Below are 16,764 nucleotides of genomic sequence, written 5' to 3'. Positions count from 1 at the left end.
GTGGCCGGCCGGGCGGCGCACCGCTAGCAGCGCGGCGCCTCGATACCGAGCTCATGCAGGCGTTCGGCGTAGAGCGCGACGTTGGCGAGCTTGATGTCCTCGTACCCGCGCACGACGTCGGCGAGAGCCGCTGCCCGCACGGCGCGGTCGTAGCCCGCCGGGTCCAACATCGCCCCCAAATCCGTCACCATCGCGGTGTAGTGCGTGCGCAGCTCGCGTTCCACGCGGCGCACGCGCGCGTAACCGAACGGGTCGAACGCCGTGCCGCGCAGCCGCTTTCCCTTCGCCAGCAATCGGAGCGCGAAGTGACTGCCCGGCCGCATGCCGATCTTCTTCTTCCGTCCCAGCGCGCGCAGCACCGGTGGGTGCAGCCGGTAGGTGAGGTTCGCCCCCTCGGGCACCTGCGTGGCGACCTCCGCCAGGAAGGCCGGGTCGGTGAGCCGCCGTGCCACCTCGTACTCGTCTTTGTACGCGGTGAACTTGTACAGTCCACGCGCCACCTGCTCGCTGAACTCGGTACGGTCGGTCACCCGGCGCTCGGCGGCCCAGATACGTTGCACCGTGCGGACGTAGGCGCGTGCCACCGCCACGCTCTGGAAACCGATCAGTTCCGCAGCCCGCAGCTCGACCAGGCGCCGGGTCTCTCCCGTCGCGGTGAATCCCTCGAACAGGTCCGCCGGAACCGGCACCGGGGCCGGTTCGGCCGCGCGGCGAGTCGTCGCGGCGGCGAACTGCGCCGGCCGTGCGATCGCCACCCGCCCCCAGCGGAACGCCGCGAGATTCGCCGCCACGGCCACTCCGTTGATCTCGATGGCCTCCTCGATCGCGGTACGCGGCAGCCGCAGGCCGCCGAGCTGGTAGGCGGCGCCGATCAGCAGGAAGTTCGCGGCGGAGGTGTCGCCGAAGAGGACCTCCGCGGCGGCCAGCGCGTCGAAGGACCGCACCGACCGCGAGACCTGCTCCAGCCGCAGCAACAGCGCCGCCTCGTCGGGATAGGCGACCGACTTGTCGTAGACCATGTCGCCGGTCGGCGTCTTGCTGGTGGAGGCGACCGACACGGTCGTCGTGGCGCACCCGTAGGCCAGATTCTTGGTATCGGTGGCGGCCAGCAGGTCGAAGGCCACGATGCAATCGGCCGAAGCGGGGGCGAGCCGGTTGGCGGGCTCCAGCGCGTCCGCGGCGAAGCGCAGGTGCGACACCACGGGTCCGGCCTTCTGGCTCATCCCGATCTGGTCCAGGCTCGCCACCTCGTACCCGGCCCGCATCGCGGCGGTCGCCAGCACCTGGTTCACGGTGACGATGCCGGTGCCGCCGATACCGGCGAGAAAGACGTTCTGCGTGGTCGTCGGCGGTTCGTGCGGCAGATCCGGCAGCCGCGGCGGCTGCGGCCGCCTGCTCGTGCCGCGCTCCTTCCGTTTCGCCGGATCGGGCAACTCGACCGTGACGAACGAAGGGCAATCGCCGTTCAAGCAGCTGTAGTCGGTGTTGCACGAGGTCTGGTCGATTCGCGTCTTGCGCCCGAACTCGGTGTCCACCGGCTGCACCGACAGGCAGTTGCTCTGGACGCCGCAGTCACCGCAGCCTTCGCACACCGCTTCGTTGATCACCACCCGGGTGCGGCGCACCGGCAGGGCGCCGCGCTTACGCTGCCTCCGCGCGTCGGCAGCGCAGTGCTGGTCGTAGATCAGCACCGTGACGCCGGGGACCTCGCGCAGGGCGCGCTGTGCCTCGTCGAGGCGGTCCCGGTGCCACAACTGGGTGCCGGGAGCCAGGTCGCGCTTGCGGTAACGCCCGGGCTCGTCGGCGCAGACGATGATCCTTCGGACGCCTTCGACGGCGAGCTTGTGGGTGAGCATCGGCACCGTGAGCGCGCCCTCGGCATGCTGCGCGCCGGTCATCGCGACCACGTCGTTGTGCAGCAGCTTGAAGGTGATGTTCACACCCGCGGCGACGCACGCCTGCACGGCGAGCTGGCCGGAGTGGAAATAGGTGCCGTCGCCGATGTTCTGGAACAGATGCGGCACATCGGTGAACGGGGCTTGGCCGATCCATTGCGCGCCCTCGCCACCCATCTGGGTCAGCCCGGTGACTTTGCTGTCGGTCCGGCCGGACATGGTCACCAAGGTGTGACACCCGATGCCGCCGCCCGCCAGCGAGCCTTCCGGGACGGCCGTCGACCGGTTGTGCGGGCAACCGCTACAGAAGTAGGCGGCGCGCTTGGCGGGCAGCACCGATAACGACAGCGACTGCGGCAGTGGTCGTTTCAAGGTGAGGTTGCCGTCGAGTAGGCGGCGCAGCGGTGCGGCGATGCGCCCGGAGGTGAGTTCGCCGTCTGCGCCGAACAGCGGGCGGCCCGCGTGGTCGCGCTTGCCGACGATCTCGGGCGCGCCAGCGATGCCGTACAGGATGTCGCGGATCTGGGTCTCGACGAAGGACGTCTTGTCCTCGACGACTATCAGCCGGGTGAGCCCGGTGGCGAACTCCCGGACGCGATCGGGCGCGATCGGATACGGCATCCCGATGCGCAGCAGCCGGATTCCCGCGGCGTGCAGTGCGTCGTCGTCCGCGCCGAGGTCGAGCAACGCTTGACGGACCGCGTCGAAGGTGGTCCCGGTGGCGGCGATGCCGATCGTGGCGTGAGACGGGTGGACCTCGATCACGTCCAGTCCGTTGCGGGTGCTGTAGGCGCGCACCAGCTCCCAGCGGGGACCGTAGAGATCCGCCTCGGCGAGCAGACTGTCGGCCGGAGCGGCCATCGGACGCTGCCGGTACTGGAAGGGCTTGCCCTCCCAATCGATTTCGGGCACCACGAGGTCGATGTCGCCCACCGAACCGTCGACGGTCCAGGCGCCGTCGGCGACATCGGCGACGATCTTCAGCGCCACCAGGCAGCCCGAGGCGCGCGACAGCGCCACCCCGTGCAGGCCCATGGTGATGATCTCGCGGGCGTTGCGCGGGAACAGCACGGGGATGTTCATCGCCGCCAGCGAGCGCTCGCTCACCGCGGGCACGGTGGACGACTTGGCCGCCGGGTCGTCGCCGACCAGCAGCAAGACGCCGCCGCGCGGATTCGCGCCGTACATGTTGGCGTGCCGCAGAGCGTCGGTCGCGCGGTCCAGACCGGGACCTTTGCCATACCAGACACCGACAACGCCGTCATGGGTCGCGGCGCCCGCGGGCAGATCGGCCTGGCTGCCCCACACGGAGGTGGCGGCCAGTTCCTCGTTCAATCCCGGGACGAACGAGATGTCGTGCTCGGCGAGGACGTCCGGCATGCCGGCCAGCATCTTGTCGACGCCGCCGAGCGGGCTGCCCTGGTACCCGGAGACGAACGTCCCCACCCGCCGCCCGGCGCGCAGATCACGCACGTGCTGCTCGACCAGCTGCCGCGCGATGGCCTGGACACCGGTGAGGACAACGGTCCCCGAGCCGACGCGGTAACGGTCGGCAAGGTCGTAGGGAGCTGCGATCAGATCGCGGTCGGCGAGCTCGGTCATACAGATCCACCCGTCCGCTCGGCGCCGGTCCGGCGGCCTCGCATCGTTGAGCACTTGTTGCCGATATCGTGTCCCTGAAGATCTGAACGCACAACCTCTACCGCAGAGACTGAGCATTCTGCTCAATTCTTGGACCTTCAGATGGGCACATCCTCAGCACAGTGCCAGCTTCATGTGACGGTGAACACATCCACGCGTCCGGGCATTCGATCGCCTTCGGCGGGCCGAGCCGGTGCCGCCCCGCGTTTCCTCCGCCGCCCCAGCGCCCACCTGTGTGAAGGTGGAAAGATGGCGATACTGAGGAGGGGCGCGGCGATCGTCGCCGCCTCGATGTTCGGGATGCTGACCGCGTGCGGGCAGCACGTGGACCCGGCCGCCCCCTCCACGCCGGAGCGAACCGCGGAAGAGGCGGCGGGAACGCGCGCCGATCCGGGTCCCCGGAGAATCGCGGGCGGCACGATGATCGTCGTCCCGCATGCCGCGGACCTGGAGCCCACGTCGGCGATGCCCTTCTCGGAGTACGACATCGAAGACGGGACGAACAAGCTCGCGATCCACATCCCGGGCCCGGTCGGCTGTCCGAGCATCGGATTCACCGCGCGCGTGGAAGAATCGGCCGATCGGGTGAACGTGCGGCTGCTGCGCGGCCTGCATCGCGGCATGCCGCCGTGCCAGGGCGCGAACCCGGAGCAGAAGCGCGAATACGGCGTGGTCGTTGTCGACCTGCAACGCCCGCTGGGCGAACGAACGGTACTCAGCTTCGCATGAGCCGCGCGAGAGGCCGGTTCGATGTGCGGCCGGGGCAGGCCGCCTCCTTTAGTGATCTTGTGGAATGGCGGCCCACGGGCTTTGTGACATGTCCGATTCACGCCTTCCGATGCGACGCCCCGATCGGTGGGGCGCTATCTTTCGCACGGATGGTGCCGCCTTCGCGGCTACCGGCGGTCCCGGAGTCGAAGGAGGTGCGGCAGTCCGTCATGATCGACTCAGGGTCGTTCCGGCGGCGGTTCCTTCTGCTCTGTCCCGCGGCGAACGTTCGCTGCGGTTTTTCGCATAGTGCCGGTCCGTCCGAAGCACCGACGCCGCGGCGTGCCCGCGGGGCGGTGGGTCGGTGACGGCTGACTTTCGAAGGAAACCCGTGTTCAGAGTTCCGTCCAGGATTGCGGTCCTGCTGGTGAGCCTCGTCTCGCTCGGCCTGCTCGGCCTGCCGGCAACGGCTCAGCCTCTCTATCCCACCCCCGATCCCGATCCCTTCTACACCGCGCCGCCCGACCTGGAGGCACTCGCCCCCGGTGACGTCGTGCGCAGCCGCAGGATCGACACCGGTCTCTACGTCGGGACCGAGGGCTGGCAGGTGGCATTCCGTTCCACCACTTCACAAGGCAAGCCCGTCATGGGCATCACAACGGTGCTGCTGCCCGCCGGGGTCAAGAATCCGCCGCTGGTCTCCTATCAGGCGCTGATCAATTCGCTCGGCACCCAGTGCAATCCGTCGCGCTCGCTGTTCAACGGCGAGTTGCAGGACGCGGTCGGCGCGATGCTGCCCATCGGACGCGGATGGGCGATCTCGCTGCCGGACTACCTGGGCCCCACCTCCGCCTACGGTGCCGCGCGCCTGGCGGGCATGATGACCCTCGACAGTGTGAAGGCCGTCCGCAAGGTCGCCGCTCTCGGTCTGTCCGACTCCCCCGTGGCCATCGCGGGTTACTCCGGCGGCGGCATGGCCACCTCGTGGGCCGCCGCGATGCAACCCACCTACGCACCGGAGCTGAAGCTCACCGCCGCCGTGGCCGGTGGTATCCCCGCCGACCTGGAGGAGATGGCGATGTCGCTCGGCTTCGCGCCGCACCCCGGATTCGGCCTCGCCTTCGCCGCCGCCATGGGACTGGAGCGGGAGTACCCGGACCGGCTGCCGATCTCCGATCAGCTCAACGAGAACGGTCTGTGGTTCCGGGAATTCACGCATGACGCCTGCCGCCGGTTCCTGCTCTTCCACGGCGCTTTCCGCAGCGCGGAGCAGATGGCGGCGTCCAAGAGCCTGATGGACAGCCCCGAGGCGCACGCCGTCCTGCGGGAGAACAGCCTGCGGTACTTCGATGGGGTGCCGACCGCGCCTACCTACCTCTGGCAGGGCCGCTTCGACGAGATGACCTTCTACCAACCCGTCGCCGAGGTCGCCGACCGGTACTGCAAGGCGGGTGCGCCGGTGACGTTCCACACCGTCGACATCTCCGAGCACATGACCGCGGCCGCCGCCGGATTCGCCGACGCGTGGAACTACGTGGAGGCCAGGTTCCGCGGCGAACCCGCACCGACCAACTGCTGAACCCAGATGAGAAACGGCCCGGGAGATGTTCTCCCGGGCCGTTTCTCGTCGGTCTGCCAATGGAGCGCCCACAGCCCGGATGGTCCCGCATGCCATCGCGTTCGGGCATCAGGCGGTGAAGTGCAGCGTCCATTCCCCGCGGTAGTGCAGGCGGGTGACGCTGCCGGGCGGGATATCGATGCGCCAGAACGATTTCGGCGGGGCGTCCAGCGTCACCAGCAGCGCGGCCCGTACCACGGCGGGGTGGGTGACCGCGATCGTGGACACCGACTGCGCGGCCACCTCGGCCATCCACAACCTGGTCCGTTCGATCACGTCCAGCACGGATTCGCCGCCGTGCCCGCGGAACGCCGGGTCGGTGAGCCAGGCGTACAGCTCGTCCTGGGGTACCGACATCAGTTCGCCGCCGCGCCAGGCGCCTGCGTCCAGGTCGCGCAGCCGGTTGTCCTCCTCGCCGGGCAAACCCAGCAGCGCGGCGGTCTCCACCGTCCGGCGCTCCGGGCCGGTGAACACCCGCGCGGCCGTGAGCGGTCCGCACTCGGCCATCGCACGCCTGCCCGCCTCGGTGAGCGATTCGTCCACCGGGAAGCGTGCCTTGCGCATCGCCTCGGTCATTCCGTGGCTCACCAGGTCGAGTCTGAGCACTTTCTGCACCTGTGGAAGCGTACGGCCCGGCGTCGGCGGCCGTTGTTCGATTGCTCGCGCTTCGCTCGCGAAACGGTACGGGCGTGCTTGTCGGTGTCCGGGTGCACACTGAAGCCATGGCCCAGTTCTCCCGCGCGACCCAGGAGTGGTTCGACGGCGCGTTCCCCGCGCCGACCGCCGCGCAACTCGGGGCGTGGAAGGCGATCGCGGCGGGTGAGCACACGTTGGTCGTCGCGCCGACCGGGTCGGGGAAGACGCTCTCGGCGTTCCTCTGGGCGATAGACCAGTTGGCCGCCCGGGAACAGCGGCCCGAGCGGGCCGGCACCTCGGTGCTGTACGTGTCCCCGCTCAAGGCGCTCGCGGTGGACGTGGAACGCAATCTGCGGGCGCCGCTGGTCGGCGTCACACAGACCGCCAAGCGCCTGGGACTGGAGCCGCCGGAGATCACCGTCGGCGTCCGTTCCGGCGACACCAGCGCCTCCGATCGGCGGTCCATGCTGCGCACCCCGCCGGACATCCTGATCACCACGCCGGAGTCGCTGTTCCTCATGCTGACCTCGGCGGCCCGCGACACGCTGCGCGACGTCGGCACGGTGATCGTGGACGAGGTGCACGCGATCGCCGGTTCCAAGCGCGGTTCGCACCTGGCACTGTCCCTGGCCAGGCTCGACCTGCTGACCGAGCGGCCCGCCCAGCGCATCGGGCTGTCGGCGACGGTGCGGCCACCGGAGGAAGTGGGGCGGTTCCTGGTCGGCAACGCGCCGATCACCCTGGTCGCGCCCCCGGCGCCGAAGACGTTCGACCTGTCGGTGCGGGTGCCGGTGGCGGACATGACCGAACCGGGCGACTCCGACCAGCCGGGCTCGATCTGGCCGCACGTGGACGAGGCGATCGTCGAACTGGTGCTGGAGCACCGGTCCTCGATCGTCTTCGCGAACTCGCGCAGGCTCGCCGAGCGGCTCACCGCCCGTTTGAACGAGGCCTACGCGGCACGGCTCGGCGAACCGGTGGAGACCGAGCACAAGCCGCCCGCCCAGCTCGGCCCGTCCACCGAGGTGATCCACGGCGCCGGGCCCCTGCTGGCGCGAGCGCACCACGGGTCGGTCAGCAAGGAGCAGCGGGCGCTGATCGAAGACGATCTCAAGAGCGGGCGGCTGCGCTGCGTGGTCGCGACCAGCAGCCTGGAACTCGGCATCGACATGGGCGCGGTCGACCTGGTGGTCCAGGTGGAGGCGCCGCCCTCGGTGGCCAGCGGATTGCAGCGGATCGGGCGGGCCGGGCATCAGGTCGGCGAGATCTCGCGCGGGGTGATCTTCCCGAAGCACCGCACCGACGTCATCCATTGCGCGGTGGCGTCGCAGCGGATGACATCCGGGCAGATCGAGGCGATCCAGATCCCGGCGCACCCGCTGGACATCCTGGCGCAGCAGACCGTGGCCGCCTGCGCGCTGGATTCGATCGACGTCGACGGGTGGTTCGACGTCGTGCGCAGCACCGGGAGTTACGCGGCGCTGCCGCGCTCGGCCTACGAGTCGGTGCTGGACCTGCTCTCCGGGCGGTATCCGTCCGACGAGTTCGCCGAGTTGCGTCCCCGGCTGGTCTGGGACCGTGACGCGGGCACGCTCACCGGGCGGCCCGGCGCGCAGCGGCTGGCCGTGACCTCCGGCGGAGCGATCCCCGACCGCGGCATGTTCGCGGTGTACATGGTGGGTGAGAAGGCGTCCCGGGTCGGCGAACTCGACGAGGAGATGGTCTACGAGTCACGGGTCGGCGACGTGTTCGCGCTCGGGGCGACGAGCTGGCGGATCGAGGAGATCACCTTCGATCGGGTGCTGGTGACGCCCGCGTTCGGGCAGCCGGGGCGGTTGCCGTTCTGGCACGGTGACGGACTCGGGCGGCCCGCCGAACTCGGCGCGGCGCTCGGCGAGTTCGTCCGCACGGTGGCGCGCGAGCGCGGCGCCGAACCGGCCGGGCAGGCGAGCACGAGGAAAAGCTCGCGACGCGACGGCGGTGCGACGAAAACGCCTCGTGCGCAGGAACAACGGGGACACGACGGGGACGAGCCCGCGGTTGGACGCACGCGGGGCGAGTTCGCCGATCCGATGCCGGAGAGCGTCGCACGGCTCATGGGCACCGCCGGTCTGGACGACAACGCGACCACGAATCTGCTCACCCTGCTCGACGAGCAGCGCACCGCGACCGGGCACCTGCCCACCGACCGCACCCTGGTGGTGGAGCGGTTCCGCGACGAACTCGGCGACTGGCGGCTGGTGCTGCACTCGCCCTACGGCCTCCCGGTGCACGCGCCGTGGGCGCTGGCCATCGGAGCGCGGCTGCGCGAACGGTTCGGCGTGGACGCCGCGCCGAACGCTTCCGACGACGGCATCGTCGTGCGGCTGCCCGATACCACCGACGATCCGCCCGGCGCCGAACTGTTCGTCTTCGAGTCCGACGAGATCGACGACATCGTCACCGAGCAGGTAGGCGGATCGGCGCTGTTCGCCTCCCGGTTCCGCGAATGCGCCGCGCGAGCGTTGCTGCTGCCGCGCCGTGATCCGGGCAAGCGAGCCCCGCTGTGGCAGCAGCGGCAGCGCTCGGCCCAACTGCTCGACGTGGCGCGCAAGTTCCCCGAGTTCCCGATCCTGTTGGAGACGGTGCGCGAATGCCTGCGCGACGTCTACGACCTGCCGTCGCTGCGCGACCTGCTCGGCCGGGTGGGGCGGCGCCAGATACGGCTGGTCGAGGTGGAGACGGCGACGCCGTCCCCGTTCGCCAACGCCCTGCTGTTCGACTACATCGGGCAGTTCATGTACGACGGTGACAGCCCGCTGGCCGAGCGGCGCGCCGCCGCGCTCTCGCTCGATTCCGGGCTGCTCGCCGAACTGCTCGGCCGGGTGGAGCTGCGCGAACTGCTCGACGCCGCGGTCATCGAGCAGACCGAGCGGGAACTGCAACGGCTCACCCCGGAGCGGCACGCACGGGACGCCGAGGGCCTGGCGGATCTGCTGCGCCTGCTCGGACCGCTGACCGCCGCCGAGGCCGCCGAACGCTCCGACGAGGACCCCACCGCCTGGTTCGAGAGCCTGGTAGCCGCGCGCCGGGCCCTGGCTGTTTCCTTCGCGGGTCGCGGCTGGTGGGTCGCGGTGGAGGACGCGGCCCGGCTGCGGGACGCGCTCGGGGTTCCGCTGCCGATCGGCACGCCCGCGGCGTTCATCGAGCCGGTGGCCGATCCGCTCGGCGATCTGGTGGGCCGCTACGCCCGCACGCACGGCCCGTTCGGCACGGAGGCGGTGGCGGCCCGCTTCGGGCTGGGCACCGCGGTCGCCGCCGGCGCGCTGCAACGCCTGGCCGCCGAAAAACGGGTGGTGGAAGGTGAATTCACCCCCGGAGCAGCCGGGGCCGAATGGTGTGACGCGCAAGTGTTGCGCCGGCTGCGCCGCCGGTCGCTGGCCGCGGCGCGGCACGAGGTCGAGCCGGTCTCGACCGCCGCGTTCGGGCGGTTCCTCCCGTCCTGGCAGCACATCGGCAGCGGCGAGCTGCGCGGCGTCGACGGCGTGGCTGCCGTGGTGGAACAGCTAGCGGGCGTGCCGATTCCGGCCTCCGCCTGGGAATTGCTCATCCTGCCCGCGCGGGTGCCCGGCTACACCCCCGCCATGCTCGACGAACTCATGGCGACCGGCGAGGTGATCTGGTCCGGGCACGGCGCCATCACCGCCAAGGACGGCTGGATCGCCCTGCACCTGGCCGAGCAGGCGCCGTTCACCCTCGCACCGCCGGACGAACTCGATCCGACGGAGGCCCAAGCGCGCCTGCTCAACGCCCTGGGCGCGACGTTCGTACCGTGGACGCCGCCCGGCCCGGCGCAGGGCGTCCCGGATCGAGCGCCGGTGTCGTTGGACGAGCCGGATGTGCCGTCCGGCAGCGCGGGCGACGGTCGCGGCGCGCACGGCCGATCCGGCGACACGGACGGCCACACCGGCGGCGGCACCGCACCGATCGGATACGGGACCGACAACGGTCGGCCCGCGCCGGTCGACTCGGCATACGCGTCCGGTTCGGGGCATCCGACCTCCGGGGCCCCCGCGGAACGACTGATCCCGGTGCCGCAGGGCGGCGGCGCGTACTTCTTCCGGCAGCTCTCGGACGCCACCGGTCTGCTCGATGACGCCGCGGCGGCCTCCGCACTGTGGGAATTGGTCTGGGCGGGCGTGGTTTCCGGCGACACTTTCGCTCCGGTGCGGGCGCTGCTGTCCGGCACGACGCGGACCACGACGGCCCACCGCACGCCCCGGCGCGCGCCACGGGGCCGGGCCTACCTGCCCCGGCCGAGCATGCCGACCCGTTCCGGTCCGCCCTCGGTCGCCGGACGATGGTCACTGCTGCCGGAGCGGGTGTCGGACAACACCGTGCGCGCGCACGCTACGGCGGATCTGCTTCTGGAGCGATACGGCGTGCTGACCAGGGGCTCGGTGCAGAACGAGGGCGTACCGGGCGGGTTCGCGCTGATGTACCGCGTGCTCACCGAATTCGAGGATCGCGGCCGCTGCCGCCGCGGCTATTTCGTCGACTCGCTCGGCGGCGCCCAGTTCTCCACCACCGACGTGGTCGACCGGCTGCGTTCCTTCGACGCCGAACGCGCCCGCCCCGAATCCAGGCAACCGACCGGCACGGTGCTGGCGCTGGCCGCGTGCGATCCCGCGAATCCGTACGGCGCCGCGCTGGCCTGGCCGAAGAGCGACGTCGAGGGCGGGCATCGGCCCGGACGCAAGGCCGGGGCGCTGGTCGTGCTCGTCGACGGCGAACTGGTCCTGTATCTGGAGCGGGGCGGCAAGACCCTGCTCACCTTCACCGAGGATCCCGACGCGCGCCGTGGCGCCGCCGGAGCGCTCGCCGACCTGGTCCGGCTCCGCCGGGTGGACGCGCTGGTCATCGACCGCGTCAACGGAGACACCGTGCACGGCAACACGTTCGCCGAATTCCTCACCGAAGCGGGTTTCTCCGCCACCCCGCGCGGTCTACGTCTGCGCGGCCGCCCGTGAACGCGCTCTCCGGCACCGACTCGAGGTTGCGGGAAGGCCCGCCCATGCGAGTTCGCGGAGGCGAGCGAAAAGGGTTCCGTCCCTCCATCGGTGGGCGCGGTCCCGGGCGGGAGCTGCCCTATGCCCGAGGGTGACACCGTCTTCCTGGCCGCGAAACGGCTCCGCGCCGCGTTGGCGGGAAAGGAATTGACCCGCAGTGATTTCCGGGTGCCGCGATACGCCACGGTCGATCTGCGCGGACAAGTGGTCGAGAGCGTCGGCAGTTACGGAAAACACCTGTTCATCCGCACGCCTATCGTGAGCATTCACACGCACCTGAAGATGGAGGGCAGCTGGCGCGTGTTCCACTGCGGACAGCGCTGGACCAGACCCAGGGTTGCCGCGCGGGTCGTGTTGAGCACCACGGATATCGAGGCCGTCGGCTTCTCGCTGGGCAAGGTCGAGGTGGTCCGGGTGCGCGACGAGCACCGCATCGTCGATCACCTCGGGCCCGACCTGCTCGGTCCCGAGTGGGATGCGGCCGAAGCCGTCCGGCGACTGGAGCGATATCCCGATCAACCCATCGGCGTCGCCCTGCTCGACCAGCGCAATCTGGCCGGTATCGGCAACGTCTTCCGCAGCGAGGTCTGCTTCCTGCGCCGCGTCCATCCCGCGACCAGGGTCGGGGATGTCCCGGACCTGCTGGCCGTGGTCAACGAGGCACACCGCATCCTGACCGAAGCGGTCCGAAAGCCGCCGCGACGGCCGCTGGCCTACGGCCGCACGCACCGCCCGTGCCAGCGCTGCGGCACCCCGCTGGTCGCCGACCTGCTCGGTGACACCGCACCCGAGTACGACCGCGTGGTGCAACGCGAACGGGGCATCTTCTTCTGCCCGCAGTGCCAACCCGTCCCGAGTGAGCCCGGGGCAGCGTGAAAACCACCTCCGCCCTTGACGAGTCACCGCCCGCCCACATAACTTACAACTTGTAAGTTAAGACGGGAGAGCACCATGAGCGACCCACGGCGATACGTGGTGATCGGCGGCGGCCTGGCCGGGCTCGCGTCAGCGGTCTGGCTGGCGGAGGCGGGCAAGCAGGTGACCCTCCTGGAGCGCAGAGGACAGCTCGGCGGACGCACCCACGCCATGCGGGCCGAGGCGGTGGACGACCCGCCGGACAACGGCCAGCACGTGATCGCCAGTGGATACGACCACCTGTTCCGCTATCTCACGAGCGTCGGCACCCGGCAGTACATCGCCTTTCCGCACGGCGCCACGCTGCGCTGGCCCGACGGTCGCAGCGTCACGATGCGCACCACGGGAATCGCCGCTGTGCGCACGCTGTTCGGCGCGCATCCCGACGCGAATCCGCTGGAACGCGCGCGGGCCGCGGTCGCCACCCTCCGCCTCGGCTGGCAGTGCCTCAACCAGCCCGCCGACCTGCCCGACCTCACCACCGAGCAATGGTTCGACCGGGTCGGCATGCCCGCGAAAGCGCGTGAGGCGCTGTGGGATTGGCTGGCGCTCGGCATCGCGGCCGAGCCGGTGCAGCAGGAGTCGGCGAAGGTGTTCGCCGATGTGATGGCCACCGGCATCCGGCTGGGCCTGCGGCACCGCCGAGCCGTCGGCATCGGTTACCCCACCACCGATCTGGACACGCTGTATGTCACCGGGGCGCTGCGCGTCTTCGAGAAGCACGGTGTGCAAGTGCGCTACCGCGCCGTGGCCCGCCGCATTCACATCTCGGACGGGGAAGTCACCGCCGTCGCACTGGCCGACGGCACCACGATCCCGGCCGACGCGGTGGTCTGCGCGGTGCCCAACTCGAACATCGGGGGCCTGCTCGACGAACTCCCCGAGCACGCCGAGATCTATGCGGCCGCGGACAAACTGGGGTACACGCCGATCGTCAGCACCAACCTCTACCTCGATCGCCCGCTGGGCACCACGGCCGAGTTCGAGGCCCTGATCGGCGGCACCGGCGTCATCGACGAGGTCTTCGATCGGCAGCGGATGACCGGACGCAGTACCGCGAAAGCCTGGCTGTATTGCCTGACCACCAGTGGCGCCTACGAACAGATCCACAAGACCAGCGACGAGATCGTCGACGAGCAGATGGCGCTGCTGCGCCGCTACTACCCGGCGGCGCGCGCCGCGAACGTCGTGCAGGCGCAGGTCGTACGCATGCCGAAAGCCACCTTCTCGCAGGTGGTCGGCACCCACGCGTTGCGTCCGGAGCAACGGACCTCGGTGCCGAGCTTGGTGCTCGCGGGCGACTGGACCGCCACCGACTGGTCGGCGACGATGGAGAGCGCGGTGCAGAGTGCGGCGCGGGCGGTCGATCTCCTGCTCGAGCTACGGTCGACCGCGTGACCACCGATCGCTCCACGGCCGAGCGCGCGAGTACCGAGCCCGCGCGGCCGAAGCGCCGGATGTCCGCCGCCGACCGCCGTACCCACCTGCTGGACGTGGCGCGCGACATCGTCGCCACCGAGGGCTTCGGCGCGGTGAGCATCGATCGGGTGGCGCGCGCGGCGCGGGTGGCCCGTGCGCTGGTATACCAGCAGTTCACCGATCTGTCCGGGCTGACGGCGGCACTGCTGGATCGTGAGTCGGCCATCGCGTTCGCCGGTGTGCGCAGCGTGGACTGGGACCACGGCGACGTGGACCGTGTCGGCCGCGGGATCCTCGCCTACCTGCACGCCGCGCCGACCAGCTGGCGCATCATCCTCAGCCCGTTCGACGGCGGTCCGCCCGAACTGCGTGAGCGGCTCGCGCTCGGCCGCGCCTACGCCAGGGCGATCGGCGCGCGCCACCTGTCCCGCTATCTCGGGGTCACCGTGGATCCGAACGGCCCGACGGAGCGAATCCTGTTGGCCGCCATGGAGGAACTGGCCCGCCTGCACCTCATCGACCCGATCGGGTACCCGGACGAACTGGTGCTGCGCTATCTGCGCTCCCTGGTCGACTGGGCGATGCGGATGGAAGCGCCCGTCGGCGAGAACTGACCGCACTCCGCGGGGCGACCGTCCACCGGGCATACCGGCGGGCTCACCCTTCGGACGGCACCGGCTCCAGAATCTCGGGGCGCGGCTCCGGGGCCGCGATCCGCAGGGCATCGGCGGAGGCGTCGTCCGGTTGGGTCTGCGAATGGACCTCCGCGTCGACCCGCGCCTGATAGGTCTGGACCTCTCGGTCGATCTCCTCGTCGTCCCAGCCCAGGATGGGTGCGATCAGCTGGGCCACCTGCTCGGCACAATTGGCCCCGCGATGCGGATACTCGATCGAGATCCTGGTCCGCCGGGCCAGGACGTCGTCCAGGTGCAGGGCGCCCTCGGCCGCCGCCGCGTAGACCGCCTCCACCTGTAGATAGGATGGCGCGTCCGTAATCGGCTGCAGGAGTTCGGGTTTGTCGGCGGCGAAGGCCATGACCTCCTCGATGAGCGACCCGTAGCGGTCCAGCAGGTGCTTGATCCGGTACGGATGCACGCCGAAGGTCTCGGCCAGCTGCACGGTCTGGTTGACCAGCGCGAAATACCCGTCGGCGCCGAGCAGCGGCACCTTCGCGGTGACCGACGGCGAGACCCGGGCCGGAATGTCCTCAGCCACTTCGTCCACCGCGTCGTAGGCCATCACGCGATAGGTGGTGTACTTGCCACCCGCGATGCCGACCAGACCGGGTGCGACCCGGGCGACCGCGTGCTCGCGCGACAGCTTGGACGTCTCGTCGCTCTCCCCCGCCAGCAGCGGGCGCAGCCCGGCGTACACGCCGTCGATGTCGTCGGGGGTGAGCGGCGTGACCAGCACCTCGTTCACCCGCTCCAGCAGGTAGTCGATATCGGCCTTGGTCGCGGCCGGATGGGCCAGGTCGAGATTCCAGTCCGTGTCGGTGGTGCCGATGATCCAGTGCGCGCCCCAGGGGATGACGAACAGCACCGAAGTCGCGGTGCGCAGGATGATCGCGGTGTCGCTGACGATCCGGTCCCTGGGCACCACGATGTGCACGCCTTTCGAAGCCCGCACGTGGAACCGGCCCCGCTGGTGCGACAGGGCTTGGACTTCGTCGGTCCACACGCCGGTCGCGTTGATCACCACATGCCCACGGACCTCGCCGGTACGCCCGTCCTCGGTGTCGCGCACCTTCACCCCGACCACCCGGTCCGCCTCGCGCAGGAACCCGACCACCTGGGTGGACGTGCGGATCACCGCGCCGTAGTGCGCGGCCGTGCGCGCCACCATCATGGTGTGGCGCGCGTCGTCGACGACTGTGTCGTAGTAGGCGACACCGCCGATCAGCGAGTCGCGCCGCAGCCCCGGCGCCAGCCGCAGAGCGCCCGCGCGGGTCAGATGCTGTTGACCCGGTACCGATTTGGCGCCACCCATGGTGTCGTAGAGGACCAGGCCGGCGGCCACATACGGTCGCTCCCAGACCCGGTGGGTCAGCGGGTACAGGAACCGCAGCGGCTTCACCAGGTGTGGTGCCAGGGTGGACAGCGTGAGCTCGCGTTCCCGCAGCGCCTCGCGCACCAATCCGAACTCCAGCTGTTCCAGATATCGCAGCCCGCCGTGGAACATCTTCGACGACCGGCTGGAGGTGCCCGACCCGAGATCGCGGGCCTCGACCAGGGCGACCTGCAACCCCCTCGTCGCCGCGTCCAACGCGATGCCGGCCCCCACCACGCCACCGCCGACGACGACCACATCGAAATGATCCTTGCCGAAGCGCTCCCAGGCCACCCTGCGCTGCTCCGGCCCGAGGGCCTGCGAATCCGGTTTCTTGGCCATGCTCGACTCCTCCAGCCGACGCGGATGTGTCCGATCGAGCGTTCAGGTCCAGGCTAGGCGAACCGCCACGGATCGAGCGCCCGCGCCCCGGTTCGTGTCGCCCCGGCCTACTCGCCGGTAACAAGACCCACCCTAGTCGAGCGGCAAGTTGTCCCCCACCGCCCGGTGAGGCAGGCCACACCGCACGGCGCTCACCGCCTTCTCGAGTCGGCCACCGCAAGTCGCATGCACCATTGCCATGCGCTGAGCATGCGTCGTTCGCGGCCCGGCTCGCGTTCCACTGGCGGCCGTGTAGGCGCCGAAGAAACAAGCAGCGGTAACGCCCGAGACGACCACAGGCCACAACGAACCGCGCGCACAATGCCCAAACCTCGCGCCCCCACGCGCCCAGCGCACCCCAACTCCCGGTTTCGAGCGAAGCGAGACCGAGCATGCGCCGTTCGCGGCCCGGCTCGCGTTTGCGCGGCCGTCGCGTAGGCGACGAAGGAGCAAG

9 protein-coding genes are annotated in these 16,764 nt (G+C 70.4%); 6 read left to right on the top strand and 3 right to left on the bottom strand.

The window, feature by feature from the left end; translation table 11 throughout:
• Positions 1–23: 23 nt before the first annotated feature.
• Complete coding sequence (locus tag ABZ803_RS31765; protein ID WP_357045003.1) at positions 24–3,497, bottom strand: indolepyruvate ferredoxin oxidoreductase family protein; 3,474 nt, start codon at positions 3,495–3,497, stop codon at positions 24–26.
• Positions 3,498–3,785: 288 nt separating this feature from the next.
• Between ABZ803_RS31765 and ABZ803_RS31760 the strand changes: the two genes are divergently transcribed.
• Both ABZ803_RS31760 and ABZ803_RS31755 read left to right on the top strand, forming a co-directional pair.
• Complete coding sequence (locus tag ABZ803_RS31760; RefSeq protein WP_157114054.1) at positions 3,786–4,265, top strand: hypothetical protein; 480 nt, start codon at positions 3,786–3,788, stop codon at positions 4,263–4,265.
• Between the two features lie 403 nt (positions 4,266–4,668).
• Positions 4,669–5,823 carry a lipase family protein gene (locus tag ABZ803_RS31755; RefSeq protein ID WP_357045169.1) on the top strand — a complete coding sequence of 385 codons (1,155 nt, stop codon included), beginning with the start codon at positions 4,669–4,671 and terminating at the stop codon, positions 5,821–5,823.
• Positions 5,824–5,931: 108 nt separating this feature from the next.
• Here ABZ803_RS31755 and ABZ803_RS31750 read toward each other — a convergent pair whose 3' ends face one another.
• Positions 5,932–6,477, bottom strand: coding sequence for a histidine phosphatase family protein (locus ABZ803_RS31750; protein ID WP_040865068.1), 546 nt, complete (start codon positions 6,475–6,477; stop codon positions 5,932–5,934).
• Positions 6,478–6,584: 107 nt separating this feature from the next.
• On the opposite strand from ABZ803_RS31750, the gene ABZ803_RS31745 reads away from it, so the two are divergent.
• From ABZ803_RS31745 to ABZ803_RS31730, 4 genes are all read left to right on the top strand, one after another.
• Entirely contained in the window at positions 6,585–11,507 is a 4,923-nt protein-coding gene (locus ABZ803_RS31745; protein ID WP_357045001.1) for an ATP-dependent helicase, read from the top strand.
• A 120-nt stretch (positions 11,508–11,627) separates the two neighbouring features.
• Positions 11,628–12,422, top strand: coding sequence for a DNA-formamidopyrimidine glycosylase family protein (locus ABZ803_RS31740; protein ID WP_357044999.1), 795 nt, complete (start codon positions 11,628–11,630; stop codon positions 12,420–12,422).
• Positions 12,423–12,497: 75 nt separating this feature from the next.
• Positions 12,498–13,859 carry a hydroxysqualene dehydroxylase HpnE gene (gene hpnE / locus ABZ803_RS31735; protein ID WP_357044997.1) on the top strand — a complete coding sequence of 454 codons (1,362 nt, stop codon included), beginning with the start codon at positions 12,498–12,500 and terminating at the stop codon, positions 13,857–13,859.
• 59 nt (positions 13,860–13,918) lie between these two features.
• Positions 13,919–14,494, top strand: a complete 576-nt coding sequence (locus ABZ803_RS31730; protein WP_357045167.1) for a TetR family transcriptional regulator — start codon at positions 13,919–13,921, stop codon at positions 14,492–14,494.
• Positions 14,495–14,537: 43 nt separating this feature from the next.
• On the opposite strand, the gene ABZ803_RS31725 is transcribed toward ABZ803_RS31730, so the two are convergent.
• On the bottom strand, positions 14,538–16,271 hold the full coding sequence (locus tag ABZ803_RS31725; protein WP_357044995.1) for a glycerol-3-phosphate dehydrogenase/oxidase: 1,734 nt from the start codon (positions 16,269–16,271) through the stop codon (positions 14,538–14,540).
• Positions 16,272–16,764 lie beyond the last annotated feature (493 nt).

Source organism: Nocardia sp. NPDC047648, assembly GCF_040642815.1.
GTDB classification, from domain to species: Bacteria; Actinomycetota; Actinomycetes; order Mycobacteriales; family Mycobacteriaceae; genus Nocardia; species Nocardia gamkensis.
The sequence above is the reverse complement of the archived record's forward strand: the minus strand, read 5'-3'. Positions and strand labels throughout refer to the sequence as shown.